General features: G+C 71.4%; 12 protein-coding genes. All 12 read left to right on the top strand.

All coding sequences use genetic code 11. The annotated features are described in order from the left end of the window. Positions 1-42: 42 nt before the first annotated feature. Positions 43-972 carry a TauD/TfdA family dioxygenase gene (locus LWF15_RS19385; protein WP_232812260.1) on the top strand — a complete coding sequence of 310 codons (930 nt, stop codon included), beginning with the start codon at positions 43-45 and terminating at the stop codon, positions 970-972. Between the two features lie 18 nt (positions 973-990). Further along, positions 991-1953, top strand: coding sequence for a TauD/TfdA family dioxygenase (locus LWF15_RS19380; protein ID WP_408623591.1), 963 nt, complete (start codon positions 991-993; stop codon positions 1951-1953). 79 nt (positions 1954-2032) lie between these two features. Next, on the top strand, positions 2033-3322 hold the full coding sequence (locus tag LWF15_RS19375; protein WP_232812258.1) for a sensor histidine kinase: 1290 nt from the start codon (positions 2033-2035) through the stop codon (positions 3320-3322). Next, positions 3310-3987, top strand: a complete 678-nt coding sequence (locus LWF15_RS19370; protein ID WP_232812257.1) for a response regulator transcription factor — start codon at positions 3310-3312, stop codon at positions 3985-3987. The genes LWF15_RS19375 and LWF15_RS19370 overlap by 13 nt, the downstream gene beginning before the upstream one ends. Next, entirely contained in the window at positions 3984-4763 is a 780-nt protein-coding gene (locus LWF15_RS19365; protein ID WP_232812256.1) for a DUF4097 family beta strand repeat-containing protein, read from the top strand. The genes LWF15_RS19370 and LWF15_RS19365 overlap by 4 nt, the downstream gene beginning before the upstream one ends. Positions 4764-4867: 104 nt before the next feature. Continuing rightward, a complete protein-coding gene (locus LWF15_RS19360) occupies positions 4868-5626 on the top strand; it encodes an ABC transporter ATP-binding protein (protein WP_408623589.1) in 759 nt (252 codons plus the stop codon). Next, a complete protein-coding gene (locus tag LWF15_RS19355; protein ID WP_232812254.1) occupies positions 5620-8127 on the top strand; it encodes an FtsX-like permease family protein in 2508 nt (835 codons plus the stop codon). Before LWF15_RS19360 ends, LWF15_RS19355 begins: the two co-directional genes overlap by 7 nt. 146 nt (positions 8128-8273) lie before the next feature. After that, a complete protein-coding gene (locus tag LWF15_RS19350) occupies positions 8274-8474 on the top strand; it encodes an MbtH family protein (protein WP_232812253.1) in 201 nt (66 codons plus the stop codon). Between the two features lie 41 nt (positions 8475-8515). Beyond that, positions 8516-19483 carry a non-ribosomal peptide synthetase gene (locus LWF15_RS19345; protein WP_232812252.1) on the top strand — a complete coding sequence of 3656 codons (10968 nt, stop codon included), beginning with the start codon at positions 8516-8518 and terminating at the stop codon, positions 19481-19483. Positions 19484-19496: 13 nt separating this feature from the next. Next, the gene (locus tag LWF15_RS19340) at positions 19497-22292 is read left to right on the top strand and encodes a non-ribosomal peptide synthetase (protein WP_232812251.1); all 2796 of its coding nucleotides are present in this window, start codon (positions 19497-19499) and stop codon (positions 22290-22292) included. Beyond that, positions 22289-23107: a hotdog family protein gene (locus LWF15_RS19335; RefSeq protein ID WP_232812250.1), complete on the top strand. Its 819-nt coding sequence runs from the start codon at positions 22289-22291 to the stop codon at positions 23105-23107. Before LWF15_RS19340 ends, LWF15_RS19335 begins: the two co-directional genes overlap by 4 nt. Next, on the top strand, positions 23104-23838 hold the full coding sequence (locus LWF15_RS19330) for a thioesterase II family protein (protein WP_232812249.1): 735 nt from the start codon (positions 23104-23106) through the stop codon (positions 23836-23838). The genes LWF15_RS19335 and LWF15_RS19330 overlap by 4 nt, the downstream gene beginning before the upstream one ends. The last annotated feature ends 26 nt before the right edge of the window (positions 23839-23864 follow it).

Here is a 23864-nt window from a genome sequence, read left to right as displayed (position 1 = left end):
CCATCACCCGCTGAGACCACCCGCACAGAGAGGGTCTTCATCATGAGCTGGCACCCGCACGAGATCGCCCCGGGCGACGTCTCCTCGCCCGCCACCGCCCAGGGGCTCCTCGAGTACCTGCGCGCCGAGAGGGCGCTGGACTCGCTGCTGACCGAGCACAAGGCCCTGGTGTTCCGGGGTTTCGGGGTCAGCCCCGAGACCCTGGAGAGCGCCATCGACCTGCTGCTGCCCAACCGGCTGGCCTACGTGCACGGCAACTCGCCCCGCACCAAGGTGGGCAAGAACGTGTACACCTCCACCGAGTACCCGCCCGAATACACCATCTCCATGCACAACGAGCTCTCCTACGCCGCCTCCTGGCCGGCCCGGCTGATGTTCTTCTGCCAGGTCGCCCCGGCCACCGGCGGCGCCACCCCGATCGTCGAGGGCACCGCCTGGCTGGAGGCCCTCGACGACGAGGTCCGCGACGCGTTCGCCGGGGGCGTGCGTTACACCCAGAACCTGCACGACGGGCTCGGTCTGGGCAAGAGCTGGCAGGACACCTTCGAGTCGCAGGACCGCGACCAGGTGCAGCAGCTGCTGGCCGCCTCCGGCGCCACCTGGGAGTGGCGCAGCGACGGCGGCCTGCGCGTGCACATGGTCCGGCCCTCCACGATCAAGCACCCGGTCACCCACGACGAGGTCTGGTTCAACCAGTCCGACCAGTGGCACTCGGCCGCCCTCGGCGACGAGACGGCCGCCGCCCTGGCCAAGATCATGCCCGAGGACGAACTGCCGCAGTCGGTCACCTTCGCCGACGGCAGCCCGATCCCCGGCGAGTACGCGATCCAGGTCCGCGACCGCGGCCTGGCCACCGCCGTCGACGTGCCCTGGCGCACCGGCGACCTGATGCTGATCGACAACATCGCCGTCGGCCACGGCCGGCGCTCCTTCACCGGGCCGCGGCGGGTTCTCGTCGCGATGTCCGACTGAGCCGCGGTCATGAGCGAGATGCTCCCGGCCCTCGTCGAGGACGACGGCTCCGTGCTGGAACTCATCACCAAGGACCGCCCGGCCCTGCGGCGCAGCCTGGCCGAACGCGGAGCGGTGCTGCTGCGAGGCTTCGACATCGGCGGGGTGGACGGTTTCGCCGACGTGGTGCGGGCCTTCTCCGGCGACGACCCGCTGACCTACGCCGAGCGTTCCTCACCCCGGCACAGCATCAAGGGCGACATCTACACCTCCACCGACTACCCGCCGGCCGAGGAGATCTTCCTTCACAACGAGAACTCCTACCAGGCGGTCTGGCCGCAGACGCTGTACTTCCACTGCCTCGGCGAACCCCTCACCCAGGGCGCCACCCCCCTGGCCGACATCCGCCAGGTCTGGCAGGCGGTCGACCCGGCGGTGCGCGAGGAGTTCACCCGCCGCCGCTGGCGCGTGGTGCGCAACTTCCACCCCGGCTTCGGCGTGCCCTGGCGGGAGCTGTTCGGCACCGAAGAGCGCTCGCAGGTCGAGCAGTACTGCCGCAGCCGGGGCATGCAGGTGGAGTGGACCGGGCGGGACTCGATGCGCACCACAGCCGTACGCCAGGCCGTGCACACCCATCCGGTCTCGGGGGAACCGGTCTGGTTCAACCACGCCACCTTCTTCCACGTCAGCACCCTCGCGGCCGAGGTGCGGGAAGGTTTGCTGGGCATCTTCGACGAACCGGACCTACCCACCAACACCTACTTCGGTGACGGCGGGCGGATCCCCGACGACGTGATGGACCACCTGCGGGGTTGCTACCGGGCCGCCTCCCGGCGCTTCGACTGGCGTCAGGGTGACGTTCTGGTGGTGGACAACATGGCCGCCGCCCACGCCCGCGAGCCGTTCACCGGTCCCCGCCGGATCGCGGTGGCGATGGCCGAGCCGTCCTCGGCCACGGTGGTCCGGGTTCCCGAACCGGCGGGAACACCGGTCATGGGCTGAAGGGTGGTGCTGGGTACAGGGTGAGAACGGGTACTGACGTACTCGCGGGTCAGGCCCGCGGTTGCCTACCTTCGAGGGCATGGACGAGGGGGAAGTGCGCACGGTGAGCGGCAGGCAGACCGCCCTCACCCTGTTGCGCGGACCGTTCCGCCGCCAGGCCTGGCTCGACACCGCCTACCTGTGCCTGAACGTGCCGCTCGGTATCAGCGCGGCGGTCGGGGTGCTCGTTCTTCTCACCCTGACCGCCACCCTGGCGGTGACCGTAGTCGGCGCCCTGCTCAGCCTGGGGCTGCTGCTGATCCTGGTACGGGTGATGACCGACGTGCAGCGCTCCCGGCACCTGGCCTTCCGGCAGATCGCGATCCCGCCGGACGAGCGCGACTACGCCGGACGGGGCTGGTTCGGGCGCCGGGTCACCGACCTGCGATCGGAGGGCTTCTGGCGGCAGGTCAGCTACCACCTGCTGTCGGCCGTGTTGGGCGCCGGGGCCCTGCTGATCGGCCTGGGCTGGGTCGCCGGGGTCACGCTGAGCGTGCTGCCGGCCTATGCCTGGTGGATGCCGATCGGTGGGCCGTACAGCACCGACCTGCGGCTGACCTTGGCCCAGATCGGGTTCTTCGTCTTCGGCGTGGTGGTCCTGCTGGCCACCCCGCTGCTGGCGATGGGCCTGGCCGAGGCCGACTCCCGGGCCGCGCAGGCCCTGCTGGGGCAGAACCGGCGCCTGCAGTTCGACCGCCGGCTCAGCGCGGTCGGGGCCAGCCGGGCCGCGGCGGTCAGCGCCGCCGACGCCGAGCGCCGCCGGATCGAACGCGACCTGCACGACGGGGTGCAGCAACGACTGATGTCCCTGGCGATGAACCTGGGCATTCTGCGCACCGCCCACCCGGACCTCTCCGAAGGGGCGAAACTGGCCGTCCAGGACGCCCACGAAGAGGCCAAGCTGGTGCTCTCGGAGCTGCGCGACCTGGTGCGGGGCCTGTACCCGGCGGTGCTCGACGACCGCGGGCTCGACGCCGCCCTGTCCGGGATCGCGGCCCGCTCGGCGGTGCCGGTGCGGCTGAAGGTCGACCTGCCCGAACAGCGCCCGCCGATCGCCCTGGAGGCGGTCGCCTACTTCGTGGTGGCCGAGACCCTGACCAACGCCGTGCGCCACTCCGCGGCCACCACCGTCGACATCGACGTGCGGCTGCAGGAGGGCGTGCTGCGGGTGCAGGTCAGCGACGACGGCCGGGGCGGCGCCCGTCCGGGCGGCGGCACCGGTCTGCAGGGCCTGGGCGACCGGGTCGCCTCGGTCGACGGAACGTTGCGCATCGACAGCCCCAGCGGGGGGCCGACCACGATCACTGCGGAGTTGCCGTGCGCGTTCTGATCGCCGAGGACTCGGTGCTGCTGCGCGAGGGCCTGGCCAAGCTGCTGGAGATGAACGGCCTGTCGGTGACGGCGGCCGTGGGCGACGCCGACGCGCTGCTGCAGGCGGTCACCGAGGACCCGCCCGACCTGGCCGTGATCGACGTGCGGATGCCTCCCGACCTGACCGACGACGGCCTGCGGGCGGCGATCCGGATCCGCCGCGAGCAGCCCGCGGTCGCCATCGTCGTGCTCTCCCAGAGCGTGGAGGAGCGCTACGCCAACGAACTGCTGGCCACCGGCACCGAACGGGTCGGCTACCTGCTGAAGGACCGGGTGGCCGACGTGCAGGAGTTCGTCGACGCGGTTCGCCGGGTGGCCGGCGGCGGCACCGCCCTCGACCCGGAGGTGGTGGCCCAGTTGCTGCTGCGCCGCCGCAGCCCGATCGAGGGCCTGTCCCCGCGCGAGCGCGAGGTGCTCGAGGTGATGGCCCAGGGCCGCTCCAACGCCGGGATCGCCGGCGCCCTCTCGATCAGCGAGAGCGCGGTGGCCAAGCACATCAACGCGATCTTCACCAAGCTCGACATCACCGGGGGTGAGGAGGACCACCGCCGGGTACTGGCCGTACTGCGCTACCTGGAGGCGGACGACTCCTCGGACCCCACGACCGGCGGGGGCAAGCGATGAGCATCCATCTACGGGCGGCCTGGCTGGCCGCCGGGGCCGTGGTGACCGTGATCGTCCTGGCCTCGATGAGCCGGGTGTTCGCCGACGCCGCGGTCCCGCCCGAGAGTGCCGAGGGGGAGCAGGTTCTCGTGCACCCGGTGAGCAAGGTCGTGGTCGACTCCAACGCCGGCGACGCCGTGGTCGCCGTCGGCCCGGCCGGGCAGGTCACCCTGGGCCGCAGCACCGTCTCCTCGTTCGGGGCCACCCCCGAGATCGAGCAGCGCTGGGAGGGCGAGGTGCTGCGGGTGCGGGCCCGCTGCCCCGAGGGCGGGGTGGCCGGGATCGGCGACTGCTCGGCCGAGTTCGTGCTCACCGTGCCCGCCGACGTGGACGTCGACCTGCGCACCGAGGCCGGCACCCTGAGCGTCACCGGTGTCACCGGCGACGTACGGGCCGAGAGCAGCGCCGGCGACATCGAACTGGACGGGCTGGGTGGGAGCATTCACGCCCGCACCCAGAAGGGAAGCATCGTCGGGCGAGACCTCGAGGCCGCCCGCACCGACGTCGAGGCCCAGGCCGGCGACGCCCAGCTGCACTACCACGCGGCCCCACGCCAGGTGCGGGCGGTGACCAGCGCCGGAGACGTCTCCGTGCTGGTCCCGGCCGGGCCCTACGCGGTCGTCGCCCGCTCACAGTCGCAGGAGACGACCGTGGGCTTCACTCCCGACCCGGACGCCGGGTCGACCATCACGGCCACGGCCGAGGCCGGCCGGGTCGAGGTCGCTCACACCGACTGAGAGCAACCGGACCACGCATCGACCCAGTGGGGGGAATCATGCGAGGCAAGACCAGCGAGATCGAGACCAGCGAGTACACGGGCGCGGACGAGCCGGGGGGCTCCATGACCATTCCAGGCACCGACCAGGCCGTCCAGATCACCGGGCTGACCCGGACCTACCGCACCGGCGGCACCGTGGTGCGGGCCCTGGACGAGGTCAGCATCGCGTTCCCGGTGGGTGCCTTCACCGCCATCATGGGCCCCTCCGGCTCGGGCAAGTCGACCCTGCTGCAGTGTGCGGCCGGGCTCGACCGCCCCGACTCGGGCCGGGTCACGGTCGGCGGCACCGACCTCACCGGCCTGGACGAGACCGCCCTGACCCTGTTGCGGCGCGACCACATCGGTTTCGTGTTCCAGTCGTTCAACCTCCTGCCCTCCCTGACCGCCACCCAGAACATCGAGCTGCCGCTGCGGCTGGCCGGGATCCGCCCCGACCGGGCCCGGGTCGCCCAGGCCCTGGCCGCGGTCGGCCTGGCCGAGCGGGCCGGGCACCGCCCGGCCCAGCTCTCCGGCGGGCAGCAGCAGCGGGTCGCGATCGCCCGGGCCCTGGTGGCCCGCCCGGCCGTGCTGTTCGCCGACGAGCCCACCGGTGCCCTCGACGCCACCACCGGCCGGGAGCTGCTGGTCACCCTGCGCGGCCTGCTCCAGGCGGCCGACGGCGGCCTGCAGAGCATCGTCATGGTCACCCACGACCCGGTGGTCGCCGCCCACGCCGACCGGGTGGTCTTCCTGGCCGACGGCCGGGTGGTCGGCGAACTGCCCAACCCGACCGCGGCCCAGGTGGCGGCTCGGATGACCGGACTGGAGGCGGACCGGTGCTGACCGTCGCCGCCCAGACCCTGCGGGCCCGCTGGGTGGGCTTCAGCGGCAGCGTGCTGGCCCTGGTCCTGGGCGTCGCCCAGATCGCCGCCGTCGCCCTGCTGCTGTGCGCCACCATGTCCCGGCCCGACCGGGCCCCCGAACGGTTCGCCGCCGCCCCCGCGGTGGTCTTCGCCACCGACCCGGAGTGGAACCCGGTCCACCACGACCTGCACCAGCGCCCCCTGCAGGAGGCCGAGGGCGTCGACCCCGAACTGGTCGCCGACCTGAGGCGGACCGGCCCGGTCACCCTGGACCGCAGCTTCGAGGTGCGTCTGGGCACCGCCGCCGATCCGGGCCCGGCCAACGGGCTCGGGCACCCCTGGGACGTGGCCCGCTACGGCGGCTACGACCTGATCGCCGGCGCCGCACCGACCGGTGCCGAGCAGATCGTCGTGCCGCAGGGCACCGGCCTGACGGTCGGCGCCCAGACCAACGTCTACACGCCGCAGGGCGCGAAAACCTATACCGTCAGCGGCCTCACCAACGACGTGGGCTACGAGGACGCGGTCTTCTTCAGCGCCGCCCAGGCCGCCCGCATCTCGCCGCGCATCCAGGCCGTGGTGCCCAGTGCCCCGCTCGAGCAGGTGCGGCAGGTCACCGGCGAGCGGGCGCAGGTGCTCACCGGCCAGGACAAGCACGTCCTGGACGAGAGCCGCGCGCAGGACCTGGAGGACATCGACAACACCGTCACCCTGCTGCCGGTGATGGCCAGCGTCGCCGGGGTCACCGCGATCTTCGTGGTCGCCTCCACCTTCGCCTTCACCGTGGTGCAGCGCCGCCGCGAGATCGCCCTGCTGCGCGCGGTCGGCGCCACCGGCCGGCAGGTGCGCCGGATGATCCTGGGCGAGGCCGCCCTGGTCGGCGCCGGCGCATCGCTGGCCGGCTGCGCCCTCGGCCTGGCCGGGGCCAATGTGCTGGCCGGCTGGCTGCACCGCCTCGGCGTGGCCCCCGAGGGCTTCGGCCTCCACGGGCCCTACCTGACCCTGGTGGTGCTGCCCCTGCTGGCTGCGTTCGTCGGCGGGGTGCTGATGGCCGTGCTCGGGGTGGTGGTGGCCGCCGGGCGGGCCGGGAAGATCCGCCCGATGGAGGCCCTGCGCGAGGCCGACGCCGACGACTCGGCCGGGCAGCGCAGCCGCCGGGTGGTCGGCGCGCTGGCCCTGACCTGCGCGCTGGCCGTGGTGGTGTGGATCGGCTGGCTCGACCCGCGGATCACCCTCTCGCCCAACAGCTACGTGCCGCTGCTGCTGGTGCCGGTGATCGCCTTCGCCCTGCTCGCCCCGGTCGCGGTCGGCCCGCTCACCCGCATCCTCATGCGGCCCTTCGCCTCCTCCCGGCACGCCGGGCCGATGCTGGTGCGGGAGAGCGCGCTGACCGCCCGGCGCCGCACCGCCGCCACCGCCGCACCGGTACTGCTCACCGTCGGCATCGCGACCTCGCTGCTGGCCGCGACCGGCTCGATCGGCCTGGCCCGCGACAACGGGGTGCGCAACCGGGTCGCCGCCCCCTACACGATCGCCCCGGATACGGCCCCGGGCATCAGCCTGGCCGACATCGACCGCATGCAGCAGCAGATGCCCGGAGCCCAGGTCGTCGCCCCGGTGCACACCACCGTCTACACCCGCGACGAGGACGCCTGGGACGAGAACGAGGCCGAGGTCATCTACGGCGGTGAGCTGTCCAGCGTGCTGGAACTGCCCATGGTCGCCGGATCCGCCGACGACCTGGACGCGAACAGCATCGTCGTGCCCGAGGTGTGGCACTACGAACTGGGCGAGCGGGTTCCGGTGCACCTGGGCCACGGCGACCCGGTCGAGCTCACCGTCACCGGCGTGTACGAGGCCCTGCGCGGCGACGACATCGGCTACCTGTCCGAAGCGCACGCCGACAGCACGGCCTACGCCTCCAACGGGATGGCCCGCCGGGCGTTCGTCGTGCCCCCGGCCGGCACCGGCGCCGAGCAGGTGCAGTCGGCCCTGGGCGGCCTGGCCACCACGGCCGGGCTGAAGCTGCAGCCCACCGCCGAGTTCGAGGTCAGCGAGGACGCGGCCACCCGGCACCTGATCGAGGTCCGCCAGCGCTCGGTGGCGGTGATCGTGGTGCTGTTCTGCTTCATCGCGGTGCTGAACACCCTGCTGATGGCCACCGCCGACCGGCGCCGCGACCTGGCCGTGCTGCGGATGGCCGGGGCCACCCCGCGCCAGGTGCTGCGGGTCTTCGCCGGAGAGTCGTTGCTGGTCGGCCTGATCGGCGTGGTCCTGGCCCTGCTGGCCTCGGGGCTGAACCTGATCGGGCTGCGGTTCGCCCTGGGCGGCATGTTCGGCAGCACCACCATCGAGATCCCCTGGCTCCCGGTCGTGGCCATCGCCTGCGTCGGCCTGGCCCTGGCCGTGCTCGGGGCGGTGGTGCCGGCCCTGGCCGCCGGTCGCGGTCCGGCCGGGCAAAGGGCCGGGCTGCGTGAGTAGACACGTCGGCCAGAACCACGGCGCCCGGACCCGAAAAGGTCCGGGCGCCGTGCTTTTGGTGCTCGGTGGATCTCGATATAGGTCAGATATAGCCGCGCCCCCGAAGGTGATCTCGTCAAGGCATCCGAATGCGAGGAGTCCCAGAGATGAGCGACGAGCGCGCCTACCAGGTGGTCCTGAACGACGAGGAGCAGTACTCGGTCTGGCCGGCCGGGCGGGAACTGCCCGACGGCTGGCACGCCGAGGGCACCGAGGGCCCCAAGGAGCAGTGCCTGGCCCGGATCACCGAGGTCTGGACCGACATGCGCCCGCGCAGCCTGCGCGAGCGGATGGCCGCGCAGGCCTGACCTTTCACCAGACACGACGGCAACGGCCGGAGGCGGGGGACATGAGCACGGACGAGATGGAAGCGATCGACTCGGGGGCGGCCCTGAGGACGGCCCGGCAGGAGTTGCTGCGCCGGCGGCTCGGAGGGCTGAGCGTCGAGCGGGACGAGATCGTCCGGGCCGACCGCAGCGCCCCCCTGCCGTTGTCGGCCGGGCAGCAGCAGATGTGGTTCCTCAGCCGCCTCGAGCCCGAGAGCTGGGAGTACGTGGTACCTCTGGCGGTGCGGCTGAACGGCCCGCTCGACGCCCGGCGGATGCGCCGGGCCCTGAGCGGCATCGTCGCCCGCCACGAGGTGCTGCGCACCCGCTACGTGCTCGAGGGCACCGCGCCGGTCCAGGTCGTCGACCCGCCCGCCGACCTGGACCTGCCCGTCGACGACGTGAGCGACCTGGACCCGCAGCGCCGCGAGGAGGCCGCCGAGGGGATCGCCCGGCGTGAACCCGGGCAGCCGTTCGACCTGGAGCAGCAGTGGCCGGTGCGGGCCCGCCTGATCCGGATCAGCGCCGTGGAGCACGTCCTGGTCGTGGTGTTCCACCACATCGCCTGCGACGCCTGGTCGGTGCGGCAGTTCGCCCAGGAACTGGGCGTGCTCTACGGCGGCGGCGCGCTGCCCCCGCTGCCCGTGCAGTACGCCGATCACGCCGCCCAGGAACGGGCCTCCCTCACCGGGCCCGGCCTGGAACGCCAGATGTCCTACTGGCGCGGCGAACTCGACGGGATCCCGACCCTGGCCCTGCCCACCGACCGGCCCCGCCCGGCGGTACGCAGCAGCGAGGGCGACGCCGTGCGGTTCGACCTCGGCGCCGGGCTCTCGCAGCAGGTCGCCGACCTCGGCCGCCGCTACGACGCCACCTCGTTCATGGTCATGCTCACCGCCTTCCAGGTGCTGCTGTCCCGCTACACCGGCAGTCAGGACATCCCGGTCGGCACCGTGATGTCCGGCCGGGGCCGGCCCGAGCTGCAGTCGCTGATCGGCTACGCCATCAACACCCTGGTGATGCGGGCCCGCTGGCAGGGCGAGGCCGGTTTCGGGGAGCTGCTCACCCGCTCCCGCACCACCGTGCTGGGCGCCTTCGACCACCAGGGCGTGCCGTTCGCCCGGCTGGTCGACGAGATCCAGCCGGCCCGGGACCTGTCCCGCAGCCCGCTGTTCCAGGTCGCCTTCACCATGCACGAGTCCCGCCAGGACGCCTTCAGCCTGCCCGGCCTGGACGCGGAGGCCCTCGAGAACACCTCACGGGTCTCCCGTTTCGACCTCACCCTGCAGATCACCCAGGACGCCGACGGCGGGCTCAGCGGCTCGTTGGAGTACGTCAGCGCCCTGTTCGACCGGGCCACCGTCAGGCGGATGTCCCGCCATCTGCTCCGGCTGCTGGAACAGGCCTGCGCCACCCCCCTCGCCCCCGTGTCCGAGCTGCAGCTGCTGGACCACGACGAGCTGGCCCTGGTCACCCCCGCCCCCCGAACCGCAGCCTCACCGACGTCCACAATCACCGAGGTTTTCGAGCGCCAGGTGGCCCTGACGCCCGACGCGATCGCCGTGGTCTGCGGCGAGCAGGAACTGACCTACGCCGAACTGAACGCCCGCGCCAACCGCCTCGCCCACCTGCTGCGCGAGCGCGGTGTGAGCGTGGAGGCGCCGGTCGGTCTCTGCCTGGAGCACGGCCCGGACCTGCTGCCCGCGCTGCTGGGCATCATGAAGGCGGGCGCCGCCTACCTGCCGCTCGACCCGGCCCACCCGGCCGACCGGATCGCCTACATGGTCTCCGACTCCGGCACCGGCCTGGTCGTCACCACCGAGAAGCACCGTGAGCTGTTCGGGAACGACCAGCTGATCGTGCTGGACCGCGACCAGCACCGGCTGGCCGCCCAGCCGGACACCGACCCGGAGCCGGTGCACGAGCCGGAGAACCTGATCTACGTCATCTACACCTCCGGCTCCACCGGACGGCCCAAGGGCGTCACCCTGACCCACGCCAACCTGCACCGGTTGTTCACCACCGCCCAGCGGCACTACGACTTCGGCCCGGCCGACGTCTGGGCGCTGTCGCACTCCTACGCGTTCGACTTCTCGGCCTGGGAGCTGTGGGGCTCCCTGGCCACCGGCGGGCGCCTGCTGGTGGTCTCCCACGAGGAACGCCGTTCCCCGGAAGAGTTCCTCGACCTCATGGTGCGCCACCGGGTCACCGTGCTGAACCAGACCCCCTCCGCCTTCCGCGGCCTGGTCGACCTCGCCGCCACCGGCGACCCCCGCATCGACGACCTCGACGTGCGCGTCGTCATCTTCGGCGGCGAGAAGCTGGTCATGCCCGACCTGGCCCCCTGGGTGGCCCGGCGCGACCTGCAGCGCACCGAGCTGGTCAACATGTACGGCATCACCGAGACCACGGTGCACACCACCTATCACCGGGTCACCGCCGCGGACCTGGTGCCCGGGGCCGGCAACCAGGTCGGCCACCCGCTCGACGACACTGCCGTGTACCTGCTCGACGAGGCCGGGCAGCCGGTGCCGATCGGCGTGACCGGCGAGATCCACGTCGGCGGGCCCAGCGTCGCCCGCGGCTACCTGGGGCGCCCCGACCTCACCGCCCAGCGTTTCGTGCCCGACCCGTTCGGCCCTCGCGGCGGGCGCCTGTACCGCTCCGGCGACCTGGCCCGCCGCTGCCCCGACGGCAGCCTGGAGTTCCTCGGCCGCGCCGACGACCAGGTGAAGGTACGCGGCTTCCGGATCGAGCTCGGCGAGATCCGTACCGTGCTGCTCACCCACCCCACCGTGCGCGACGCCGTGGTGCTGGTGCGCGAAGACACCCCCGGCGAGCGGCGCATCGTGGCCTACGTCGTGCCCGAGGGCGGCGCGGTGCCCAATCCCGTCGACCTACGCACACTGCTGGGCCGCCATCTGCCCGACTACATGATCCCCAGCGCGTTCGTGCCGTTCGGCCGGATTCCGCTGACCAACAACGGAAAGGTCGACAAGGCAGCGCTGCCCGCCCCCGGCCGCGCAGCGCTGGCCTCCGGACAGGAATACGTGGCCCCGCGTACGCCGGCCGAGGAGCAGATCGCCCAGGCGTGGGCCCAGGTGCTGACCGTAGACCGGATCGGCGTCGACGACGGGTTCTTCGAGCTCGGGGGAGACTCCATCGCCGCCGTAGCCCTGGTCGGTGCCCTCCGGCAGAGCGGCCTGGACATCAGCGTGCGCGACGTCTTCGAGCACAGGACGATCGCCCGGCTGGCTGCTCAGGTCGGCACCCAGTCGGCGGCCGATCTGGCCGTCGCGCCCTTCGCCCTGGTCTCCGAGCAGGACCGGGCTCTGCTGCCGGAGGGGCTGAGCGACGCCTACCCGCTGGCCCAGGTCCAGCTGGGCATGGTGGTCGAGATGCTCGCCGACACCAGCCGTCGGGTCTACCACAACTCCACCTGCTTCCGGATCATCGACGACCAGCCGTTCTCCGGCGAGGCCTTCCGCACCGCGGTCGAGCAGGTCCTGGATCGGCACGAGATCCTGCGTACCGCCTTCGATCTGGACCGCTACTCGGTGCCCATGCAGCTCGTGCACGCCCAGGTCGAGGCGCAGGTCGGCTGGCAGACCCTGCCCGCGCAGGAGCAGGACGAGCGGGAGCGCACGCTGCGGGCGTTCATGGCCCACGAGCGTTCGGTGCTGTTCGACCTGGCCCGGCCCGGCCTGGTGCGGTTCTTCGCGCACGCGACCCCTGGCGAGAACGGCTGGTGGATGACTCTCACCGAGTGCCACGCCGTGCTGGAGGGCTGGAGCCACCACTCGCTGCTGATGGAACTGGTCTCGGTCTACCGTCAGGTGCGCGACGGCCGGCCGGTCACCGCCCCCGAACCCACCGCCGTGCGTTACGCCGACTTCGTGGCCGCCGAGATGGAGGCGCTGCAGGGAGACGAGGACCGGGCCTACTGGCAGAGCGTCGTGGAGGAGCACGAACGGCTCACGCTGCCCGACGTCTGGGGTCAGGCGCCCGACGCCACCGGGGTCAACCGCACCTGGGTGCCCTACCGCGACCTGGAGCCGCAGCTGCGGCGGCTGGCCACCGAGACCGGGGTCTCGCTCAAGACCGTCATGCTCTCGACGCACCTTTCGGTGCTGAGCAGAATCACGGACGTCGGTGCCTTCCATTCGGGGCTGGTCACCAATGCGCGTCCCGAGGCCCAGGGGGCCGAGCGGGTCGCGGGCGTGTACCTGAACCCGCTGCCGTTCCCGTTCCGGGCCCATGCCGCCGGCACCTGGGGCGAGGTGCTGCGCCAGGTGTTCGCCACCGAACTGGAACTTTGGCCGCACCGGCGCTTCCCGATGGGCGCCATGCAGCGTGAGTTCAACGGCGGCCGGCGCCTGCTCGACGTGCGCTTCAGCTACCAGGACTTCCGCCAGGTCGACGCCGACGTGATCGACTACGCCGCCACGATCGACGACAGCCCCACCGAGTTCCCCCTCGGCGTCTCCACCCGCGCCGGGTTCCTGGTGCTCACCGCGCAGAACCGGTACATCGCCCCCGAGCGGCTTGCCACCCTGGGCCGGATGTACCGGCAGGTGCTCGAAGCCATGGTGACGGACGGGCCCGACGGCCTGGTCGCGCCGGTCGCTGTACCCCCGGAGGCTGCTCGTTGGGGTGTGGGCGAACCGCCTCTGAGCGGGGCCGGGGTCAGCGTTCCGGTGGCCGTGGAAGGGACGGCAACACGCCGCCCGACCGCCGCAGCGATCTGGTGCAACGGCAAACGCGTCGACTTCGGGGACCTGAACGCCCAGGCCGATCGTCTGGCGGGGTACCTGGCCAGTGTCGGCGTGGGCCGGGGTTCGGTGGTGGGGGTGCTGCTGGAGCGTGGCCCCGACCTGATCGCCGCACTGCTGGGGGTCTGGAAGGCCGGGGCCGCGTTCGTGCCGCTCGACGAGGCCTTCCCCGCCGACCGGGTGGCCTACATGCTCGACGCAGCCGGGGCCGAGGTGGCGCTCACGCAGCCGTCCCTGGCCGACCGGTTCACCTCACCGGGCCTACGGGTCATCACTGCCGCCAATGCGAACGGCTTCCAGAGTCCCCGGATCAGTGTGGATCTGGACGACCTCGCGTACGTCATCTTCACGTCCGGATCGACCGGCCGCCCCAAGGGCGTGGCGGTCTCGCACCGCGGCCTGGCCAATCACGTCGCCTGGGCCGCCTCGGAGCTGGCCCTGCGCGGCACCGGCGGCTCGGCGCTGTTCTCCTCGGTGGCGTTCGACCTGGTGGTGCCCAACGTGTGGGCCGCCCTGAGCACCGGGCAACCGGTGCACATCGTGCCCGGCTCGGTCGACCTGGCCGAGCTCGGCCCCGCCCTGGTGCGCTCGCTGCGGGCCGCCGGATCGCCCGGTTTCAGCTTCCTCAAGCTCACGCCCGGCCACCTGGAAGTGCTCGGCCGTCAGCTCACCGACGGCGTACTGGCCTCGCTGGCCGGCGTGATCGTGGTTGCGGGAGAGGCCCTTCCGGGCGCCCTGGCCGAACGTTGGCGCAGCCTGCTGGGCGACGGCCGCCTGATCAACGAGTACGGCCCCACCGAGGCCTCGGTCGGCACCTGCATCCTGCCGGTGGCCGGAGTCCAGGGGGAGGGGGTGGTGCCGATCGGGCGTCCGCTGCCCGGCATGCGGATGTACGTGCTGGACAACGACCTTCAAACAGTGGACGTCGGTGTGCCGGGTGAGTTGTACGTCGGCGGCACCGGGGTGGCCCGGGGATACATCGGCCGTTCCAGCCTCACCGCCGAGCGTTTCCTGCCCGATCCGTTCGCGGGCGCCGGCGCTCGCATGTACCGCACCGGCGACCGGGTGCGCTGGATCGAGGCGGACGGATCACCGGTGGTCGACTTCCTCGGCCGCGTGGACGACCAGGTGAAGATCCGTGGCTACCGGATCGAGCTGGGTGAGGTGGCCGCGGTGGTGCAGCAGTGCGCGGGCGAGGCCGTAGCGGTTGTCGACGGAACCGGACCCGACGCTCGTCTCGTGTGCTACTTCACCGGCGCCGACTCGTCCACTGTTGATGCTTTCTGCCGGGACCGCCTGCCCGAGTACATGGTGCCGTCGGTGTTCGTGCGGCTGGACGAGATGCCGCTGAACCGCAACGGCAAGGTCGACCGGAAGGCCCTGCCGCCGGTCGAGACCGGTTCTGAGGTGCGGGTTCTGATCGAACCAGCCACCGAACAGGAAGCGCTGATTGCGGGCATCTGGGGCCAGGTGCTCGAAACCGACCAGGTGAGCGTGGAGGACAACTTCTTCGCCGTGGGCGGGCACTCGATCCGGGCCATCGCCCTGGTCGGTGCGCTCCGGGCCGCGGGCCTGCCGGCGCAGGTGAAGGACATCTTCGAACTGCGCACCGTCCGCGCTCTGGCCGCTGCTCTGAGTCCCAGTGCGCAGAGCGCCGAAAGTAGCTGCGTATCTGCCTTCTCGTTGATCGGCGAGAAAGACCGGGCGCTGCTGCCCAGTGGTCTGACCGATGCCTACCCGCTGGCCCAGGTGCAGCTGGGCATGCTGGTCGAGATGCTCGCCGACGACAGCCGCAACCGCTACCACAACACCGCCTCCTTCCGGGTGCGTGACGGCCGGCCGTTCCAGACCGAGGCGCTGCAGCAGGCCGCGGCGGCGGTGCTCGAACGGCACGAGATGCTGCGTACCTCGTTCGATCTGGACCGGTACTCGGTGCCCATGCAACTGGTCCACACCACCGCCACCATGCCGGTGCAGGTGCGGGACCTGCGCGGGCTCTCCCCGCAGGATCTCGCTACGGACCTGCAGGAGTTCACGGCAGCCGAGCGGGGCACGCTCTTCGACCTGCAGCAGGCGCCGCTGATGCGGATCACTGCTCACGTCGAGAGCGACGAGGCCTGGTGGATGTCGGTCAGCGTGTGCCACCCGATCACCGAGGGCTGGAGCCACCGGGCGCTTCTGGTCGAGCTGGTCGAGGGCTACCTGCATGCCCGCGCCGGGGAACTTGCGCCCGCACTGGAACTTCCGCAGGTGCGCTACGCGGACTTCGTCGCCGCCGAGCTGGAGTCGCTGGACAGCCCTGAGGAGCGCGAGTTCTGGCAGGACACCATCACTGAGCACGAACGGTTCGAGCTGCCGCAAGGCTGGGGCGACGTGCCCGGAACCCATGTGGTGCGGGTGCCTTTGGGCGATCTTCGGCCCCGACTGCAGGAACTGGCCGGTCGGGCCGACGCCTCACTGAAGAGCGTGCTGCTGTCGGCGCACCTGGCCGTGCTCGGGCGCCTGACCGACCTGGAGGCCTTCCACACCGGGCTGGTGTGCAGTGGCCGGCCCGAGGTTCTGGGCTCGGAGAAGGTCTACGGCATGTATCTGAACACGCTGCCGTTCCCGCACCGTCGGCAGTCCGGCAGCTGGGGTGAGCTGATCCGGCAGACCTTCGACACCGAGGCCGCGATCTGGCCGCACCGACGGTTCCCGATGCCGGAGATCCAGCGAATGGCCGGCGAAGGGCGTCTGCTCGACGCCCGGTTCAGCTATCTGGACCTGGACCGGTCTGCCTCTGACAACTCTGACGACTCGGACGTTGTAGACGCTGAGTCCGGACTGGGGGAGGGAGCAACCGAATTCGGGTTGGCCATCGCGGCCAGAGGTAGTGAGATCCTGCTGACGGTCGACACCAGCCGGCTCTCGCGCACCTCGGCCGAACGTCTCGGCGCGGCCTACCGGGCCGCCCTGCAGAACCTTGCCGAGGAAGGGCTCTCGGCGCCGGTGCGGGTGCCCGGCCTGCAGGTGAATATCGAGGTGGGTCTGGGTGTCTCGCCGCTGCCCAGCGCAGCGGTGAGTGTGCCGACGGCGGTATCGGCCGTGGCTGCCCGCATGCCGGGCCTGGCCGCCGTCCGGTGCAACGGTGAAAGCATCGGCTTCGGGGAACTGGAGGTGCGGGCCAACCGGATCGCCAACCACCTTTCGAGCCTGGGCTGCGGGCGTGGTTCGGTGGTCGGGGTGCTGCTGGAACGCGGCCCCTCGCTGATCGCCGGTCTGCTCGGGGTCTGGAAGACCGGCGCCGCGTTCGTCCCTCTCGACAGCACGTTCCCGGCCGACCGGGTGCAGTACATGCTCGCCGCGGCCGATGCCTCGGTCGTCCTCACGCAAGACTCCCTGGCCGATCGGTTCGCCTCGTCCGAGCAGCGGATCGTCGTGCTCGACGGTGCCGACCAGCTCGCGGTCGAGTCGGCTGCACCGGAGTTCGTTCCGGCTGAGATCGACCTGGACGAGTTGGCCTACGTCATCTTCACTTCCGGATCGACCGGCCGGCCGAAGGGGGTCGCGGTGCCGCATCGTGGCCTGGCCAACCATGTGGCCTGGGCCGCAGCGGAACTGGCGTCCCAGGGCAGTGGTGGCTCGGCGCTGTTCTCCTCGGTGGCCTTCGACCTGGTGGTGCCGAACCTGTGGGCGCCCCTGGTCTCTGGGCAGCCCGTGCACGTGGTGCCCGAATCGGTCGACCCCTCCGAACTCGGCCGGACTCTGACCGGTGGCGCCTACAGCTTCCTGAAACTGACGCCCGGTCACCTGGAGGTCCTGGGCCGGCAGCTGCCGGACAACGAGCTGGCTTCCCTGGCGGGCGTGATTGTCGTTGCCGGTGAGGCGCTTCCGGGTGCCCTGGCGGAACGTTGGCGAGGCCTGCTGGGCGAAGGCCGCCTGATCAACGAATACGGACCCACCGAAACCTCCGTGGGTACCTGCGTTCTACCGGTTGTCGGGGTTCAGGAGCCGGGGGTCGTGCCGATCGGACGACCGCTGCCCGGCATGCGGATGTACGTGCTGGACAGCGACCTTCAAACAGTGGACGTCGGTGTGCCGGGTGAGTTGTATGTCGGCGGCACCGGGGTGGCCCGGGGATACATCGGCCGTTCCAGCCTGACGGCGGAGCGTTTCCTGCCCGATCCGTTCGCGGGCGGCGGTGCCCGGATGTACCGTACTGGCGACCGGGTGCGCTGGGTCGAGAAGACCCCGGTCGCGGCCGATCCCTCCGGTTCGGACTCACCTCTGGTGGTCGACTTCCTGGGGCGCGTGGACGACCAGGTGAAGGTTCGTGGCTACCGGATCGAGCTGGGTGAGGTGGCCGCGGTGGTGCGGCAGTGCGCGGGCGAGGCCGTGGTGGTCGTCGACGGAACTGGACCCGACGCTCGTCTCGTGTGCTACTTCACTGGTGGCGACTCGTCCATTGTTGGTGCTTTCTGCCGGGACCGCCTGCCGGAGTACATGGTGCCGTCGGTGTTCGTGCGGCTGGACGAAATGCCGCTGAACCGCAACGGCAAGGTGGACCGGAAGGCCCTGCCGCCCATTGAGATCGACGCCTCGGAGCAGGTTGTGGTCGAGCCGGCCACCGAGCTGGAGGCGCTGATCGCACGGATCTGGTGCGAGGTGCTCGAGGTCGATCAGGTGAGTGTGGAGGACAACTTCTTCGCCGTGGGTGGGCATTCCATCCGGGCCATCGCCCTGGTCGGCGCCCTGCGGGCAGCCGGGTGCGAGGTCCAGGTCAAGGATGTGTTCCAGTACCGCACCGTTCGGGCTCTGGCTGCGGTGGTCGGTTCTTCCGAGGCAGTGGCCGAGGTTGCGGTGCAGCCGTTCTCGATGATCAGCGCGGCTGACCGCACCCGGTTGCCGCAGGATGCCACTGATGCCTATCCGCTGGCCCAGGTGCAGCTCGGCATGCTCGTCGAGATGCTGGGGGACGACCGGCAGCGCCGCTACATCAACGCCTCCACCTTCGTTATCCGGGACGGCCGGCCGCTGCAGATCGAGGCGCTGCAACGCGCCGCCGAAACTGTTGTTGCCCGGCACGAGATGCTGCGCACCTCGATTCATCTGGACGAGTACGCCGAGCCCCTGCAGGTCGTGCACGAACGGGCCGACGTCAGGGTGAAGGTGGCCGATGTGCGAGGCCGGGACGAGGAGGAGGCGGTACGGGAATGGCTGAGCACCGAGCGCTCCACGCCGTTCGACCTCAGCGCACCGCCGCTGTTGCGCATCGGGGCGCTGATCACTGATGGCGACTCCTGGCGGCTCGCCTTCACCCACTGCCACGCCATCACCGAGGGCTGGAGCCAGCACAACCTGCTCATGGAGGTGCTCGAGCTGTACCGGGCCTGCAGTGACGGGCAACCGGAACCGGTCTGGGAACCGCCAGTCTCGCGGTATGCCGAGTTCATTGCGGCGGAACGCGAATCTCTGAATGGCGATGGTGATCGGGCGTTCTGGCGGGATCTGGTGGATCGCCACCGCAGCTTCGTGCTTCCGGAGGGCTGGGGCGAACCGGCCGGCACTCCGCGGGAGCAGTTCAAGCTGCGCGTCGGGTTCGCCGACCTGGAACCGGCCCTGCGCGAACTGGCCCGCGTCGAGCAGGTCTCGTTCAAGAGTGTGCTGCTGTCGGCCCACCTGAAGGTGCTGAGCCAGCTGACCGGCGCGGAGGCGTTCCACGCCGGGCTGGTCAGCAGTGGCCGGCCCGAGAGTGCCGGGGCCGAGCGGGTCTACGGCATGTTCCTGAACACCCTGCCCTTCCCGTACGACCGCTCGGCCACCACCTGGCGTGAGCTGGTTCGCAGGACCTTCGACACCGAGGCTGCGATCTGGGGCCACCGGCGCTTCCCGATGCCGGAGATCCAGAGGATGGCCGGGGACGCCCAGTTGCTGAACGTCATGTTCAACTACACCGACTTCGGGCAGGTCGACGGCGAGCAGGTCGACGTGCGCGGGGGCGCCTCCGACAGCGCCAACGAGTTCCTGATGTCGGTGAACACGCAGCCCGGCCAGCTCACGGTGCGGCTGGTCAACCACGCCGTGGCGCGGGCCGGGGCCGAGCAGATCGCCGCGATGTACCGCACCGTGCTGGAGGCCATGGCCACCGACCCGGACGGACCGGCCCAGCCGGCCCTGGTCTCCGAGGCCGAACGCGACCGGCTGCTGCACGAATGGAACGACACGGACGTCGAGTGGTGAGGGGGGCTTCACAATGACTACTCTGACGACGGATTCGGCCCCGGTGCGGGTCAAGGCGCCGATCGACAGCCTGGCGGCCTGTTTCACCGAGCAGGCTCTGCGGACTCCGCACGCTGAGGCGGTGGTGGTGGGCGGGCGCCGCATCACGTACGCCGAGCTCGACCGCCTGTCCGGCTCGGTCGCCCGCGGGCTGGCCGCGGCCGGGGCCGGGCCCGACCAGGTGGTGGCGGTGATGCTGGAACGGTCCGAGCAGGCCCTTGCCGGGATGCTGGGGGTCTGGCGGGCCGGGGCGGCCTACCTGCCGGTCGATCCCGCTCTGCCACCCGAGCGCATCGGGTACATGCTGGCCACGGCCGGGGTCCGGGTGGTGCTCACCGCCTCGGGGCTCACCGCGAACCTGCCTGCCGGCTTCGCTGGGCACACTGTGCTGACCGACCGTCTGACCGGTCCTCCGGCCCAGGCCGGGCCCGGCCGGGACGACCGGGATCTGCTGGCCTACGTGCTCTTCACCTCCGGCTCCACCGGGCGGCCGAAGGGCGTGCAGATCAGCCGGCGCGCTCTGATCAACCTCCTGTTCTCGATGCGGGCCCGGCTCGGTTCTGGGCCGGGGCACGTCTGGCTGGCCGCCACCTCGTTCTCGTTCGACATCTCGATGGCCGAGCTCTGGCTGCCGCTGATCACCGGCGGCACGGTGGTGCTGGCCACCGACCAGCAGGTGCACGACCCCCTCGCCCTGTGCGAACTGGTCCAGGGCGAGGGGGTGACCCACCTGCAGGCCACCCCCTCGGGCTGGAGACTGCTGCTGGCCACCGGTTTCGGGCAGCGAGACATCACGGCGATCACCACCGGCGAGGCCTGCCCGCCGAGTCTGGCGGCCGAGCTGAGCCGGCGGGTGCCGGTGCTGTACAACCTGTACGGGCCCACCGAGACCACGGTCTGGTCCACCGGCTGGCTCATTCCAGAAGGCGGCGCCGGGGGAGTGGCGATCGGGCGTCCGCTGCACAACACTCGCGCCTACGTTCTCGGTGACGGCCTCGAGCCGGTCGCCCCTGGGGTGGTCGGCGAGCTGTACCTGGCCGGGGACGGAGTGGCTCGCGGCTATGCCGACCGCCCCGACCTGACCGCGGAACGGTTCGTGCCCGAGCCCTTCGGGCGTCCGGGGGCCCGGATGTACCGCACCGGCGACCTGGCCCGGATGCGGCCCGACGGCGAGCTGGAGTGCCTGGGCCGGGTGGATCACCAGGTCAAGCTGCGCGGCCACCGGATCGAGCTCGGTGAGATCGAGGAGTGTCTGCGCAGGCACCCGGACCTGGCCGGCGGCGATGCCGTGGTGGTGCTGCGGGAGGACTCTGAAGGTGACAAGGGCCTCGTCGCCTACGCCACCGGCGGTGACGCGGTCGGCCTGCGGGAGTACCTGGGCCAGGAACTGCCTGCATACATGGTCCCGGCCGCGGTGGTGGTGCTGCCCGAGCTGCCCCTGCTGGCCTCGGGCAAGGTCGACCGGCAGGCCCTGCCCGCCCCTTCGAGTGACAGCTACCGGGACGGGGACGAGTACGTCGAGCCGCGGACCGACACCGAGCGGCTGATCGTGCGGATCTGCGCGGAGACCCTGGGCCGGGACCGGATCAGCGTGCGGGACCGGTTCTCCCGCCTGGGCATCGACTCGCTGCGCATCGTCAGCCTGCTCGGGGCCGCCCGCCGGGCCGGGCTCACCGTGCAGCTGAAGACGCTGCTGATGTCCGAGACCGTCGAGCAGCTCGCGGCGAGCATCGACCAGGCTGCGCGGTCGGCCCGCTCGGTGGTCGCGCTGGGCCTGCGTCAGGCGCTCGAGGACAACGACGTCCCCGGCGCCAGTGTGGCGGTGATCCACAACGGTGAGATCAGCGAGGTGACGACCAGTGGTCTCCTCACGCCGGGCGGGGCCGCCGTCACCGAGCAGACCCGCTTCCACGTCGCCTCGATCAGCAAGCACGTCAGCGCCTGCCTGGCGTTGCGCCTGGTCGACCGGGGCCTGCTCAACCTCGACCAGGACGTGAACATCCACCTGCGCCGCTGGCGGATCCCCGGCGGGTACGGCCCGGTGACCATGCGGCACCTGCTGGCCAACCGCTCGGGCCTGTCCCCGACGCCGGCCACCTGGTACTCGCCCACCCAGGACCTGCCCTCGCTGGTCGCCGTCCTGCAGGGCACCGCGCCGGGGCAGGAGGGGCCGATCCGCCGGGACGCGGCGCCGGAGAGCACGTTCCAGAAGAGTGGATCGCACTGGGCCGTCCTTCAGCTTCTCCTGGAAGACCGCACCGGCACCCCCTTCGCCGAACTCGCCGACGAGTTCGTGTTCGCCCCGCTGGGCCTCACCGGCAGTACGTTCCGGCACGACTTCGACGACCAGGAACGCGCCCTGGGCCACGATGCCGTGGGCCGGCCGATCACGGAAGGCTGGCGCACCCGGCCCACGGTGGCCGCGAACGGTCTCTGGACCACCGCCGCCGACCTGGCCCGCATCGCAGTCGACCTGCGGCACGCCTATCGGGGTGAACCGGCCACCCTGCTCTCACCCGGGGCGGCCCGGCAGATGCTCACCCTGCAGCACCCGGGCAGCTTCTACGGCCTGGGCACGGTGCTCGACACCAGCGGCGAGGACCCCGAGTTCGGTCACGCCGGTGAGGTGGTGGGCTTCCGGGCGATCAGCATGACCCGGATCGCCTCCGGCACCGGTTTCGTCTGCCTGACCAACTCCGACGGCGGCAAGGCCGTCCTCACCAGCACAGCCGACCTGATCAGCCGCACCGGCCCCCGGAGTATCCGATGACCACTGACACCACCACCCCGGTAGGCATCACCGTGAAGGTGACCACACCCGTCCATCATTCGGTGTTGAAAGGCCACTACCCCGACTTCCCGCTCGTGCCGGGCGCCTACCTGGTCGACGTGGTCCGGCGGGCCTTCCCGGACGCCGAACTGGTCGAGGTCGAGCAGTGCCGGTTCGTCGGCCCGACCTTCCCCGGTGAGGAGATCGTCGCCAAGATCACCGTCGAGCCCGGCGGAAGTCTATGCACCGCAATGGTCACGGCCGCCGGTCGCCCATCGGCCCAGATCCGCTTCCGCACCCAGGCCGCCCACCATCCGGGACCGCTCCCGGTGCGTCCTCCGGCCGCAGAGCTGCCGGTTGTGCTGGACCGGGAGGCGATCGCCGGCATCATTCCGCACCGCCCTCCCATCCTCTTGGTCGACCAGGTCAGCGAACTCGTGCCGGGCAAGCGGGCTGTGGCCCACCACACCGTGTCGGCCGAACCGGCCTGGCTGGAACCGGTGGGCGATGTGCTGCCTCAGGCCATGCTGCTGGAGTCCTGGGCCCAGGCGGCCCTCGTCCTCCTGCTCGCCGAACGCCCCCACCCGCACGTGAGCGTCGGCGGGGTTCCGGTGGCGGGCACCGCCGAACGGGTCACGTTCGGCCCGCCCGTGCAGCTGGGCTCCCGGATCGACCACGAGATCGTCTTCGTGCGGAACCTCGGCGGCATGAGCATCGTGCGTGGGGGCAGTCGGGTGAACGGCGTGCCTGTGCTCGAGATCGGCCGCATGGTGGCCACTCTCGCACCGATCGAGCAGCTTCTGGCAACGTCGTGACCACAGCCACGACGGCCTCCTGGGTGCGGCGGTGGCCGGCCCGGGGCGTGCGCGCCCGTCGCTTCGTCTGCTTCCCACCCGCAGGCGCGGGTGCGGGCTTCTACCGTGACTGGGCCGCGGCGCTACCCGCAGACTGCGAACTCTGGGCCGTGCAGTACCCCGGCCGGGAAGACCGTTTCGGCGAGCCGCTCGTACCCGATCTGCAGCGTCTGGCCGACCAGACAGCCGAAGTGCCGGGCCTTCTCGACGGGACACCGCTGTGGCTGTTCGGGCACAGCATGGGTGCTCTCGTGGCCTATGAGGTCGCCCGCCGCCTGGAGACCTCGACAACCCTGCAACGGCTCGTCGTCTCGGGCCGGATCGCCCGGCGCCACCATCGTCCCGGTGTGCTGCACCAGCTCGACGACAAGGCCTTCGCAGCGGAAGTGCTTCAGCTGGGCGGTGTCCCGGAGGCCCTGCTGGCCGACCCGGACATGCGCGCCCTGATCCTGCCGATCATGCGTTCCGACTACCAGGCCGTCGAAACCTATGCGGCCCTGCCCCATCCGCCGTTGTGCACCCCGGTCCTGGCTCTGTCCGGAACCGACGACCAGCATGCCCCGCCGCCGCTGATGGAGCACTGGGCCGATGTCACCGCCGGGCCCTTCCGGCTGGGCGTGCATCCGGGCGGGCACTTCTTCCTGGTGCCCCGGCTATCGGAGGTAGTGAGGGACGTGCTCGCGCCGATGTGACAGGATTTCTGCGTCGGGGAGTGTCG

Origin of the sequence: Kineosporia rhizophila (genome assembly GCF_021277265.1) — a bacterium.
Lineage (GTDB): Bacteria > Actinomycetota > Actinomycetes > Actinomycetales > Kineosporiaceae > Kineosporia > Kineosporia rhizophila.
This window is presented reverse-complemented; position numbering and strand designations above follow the sequence as displayed.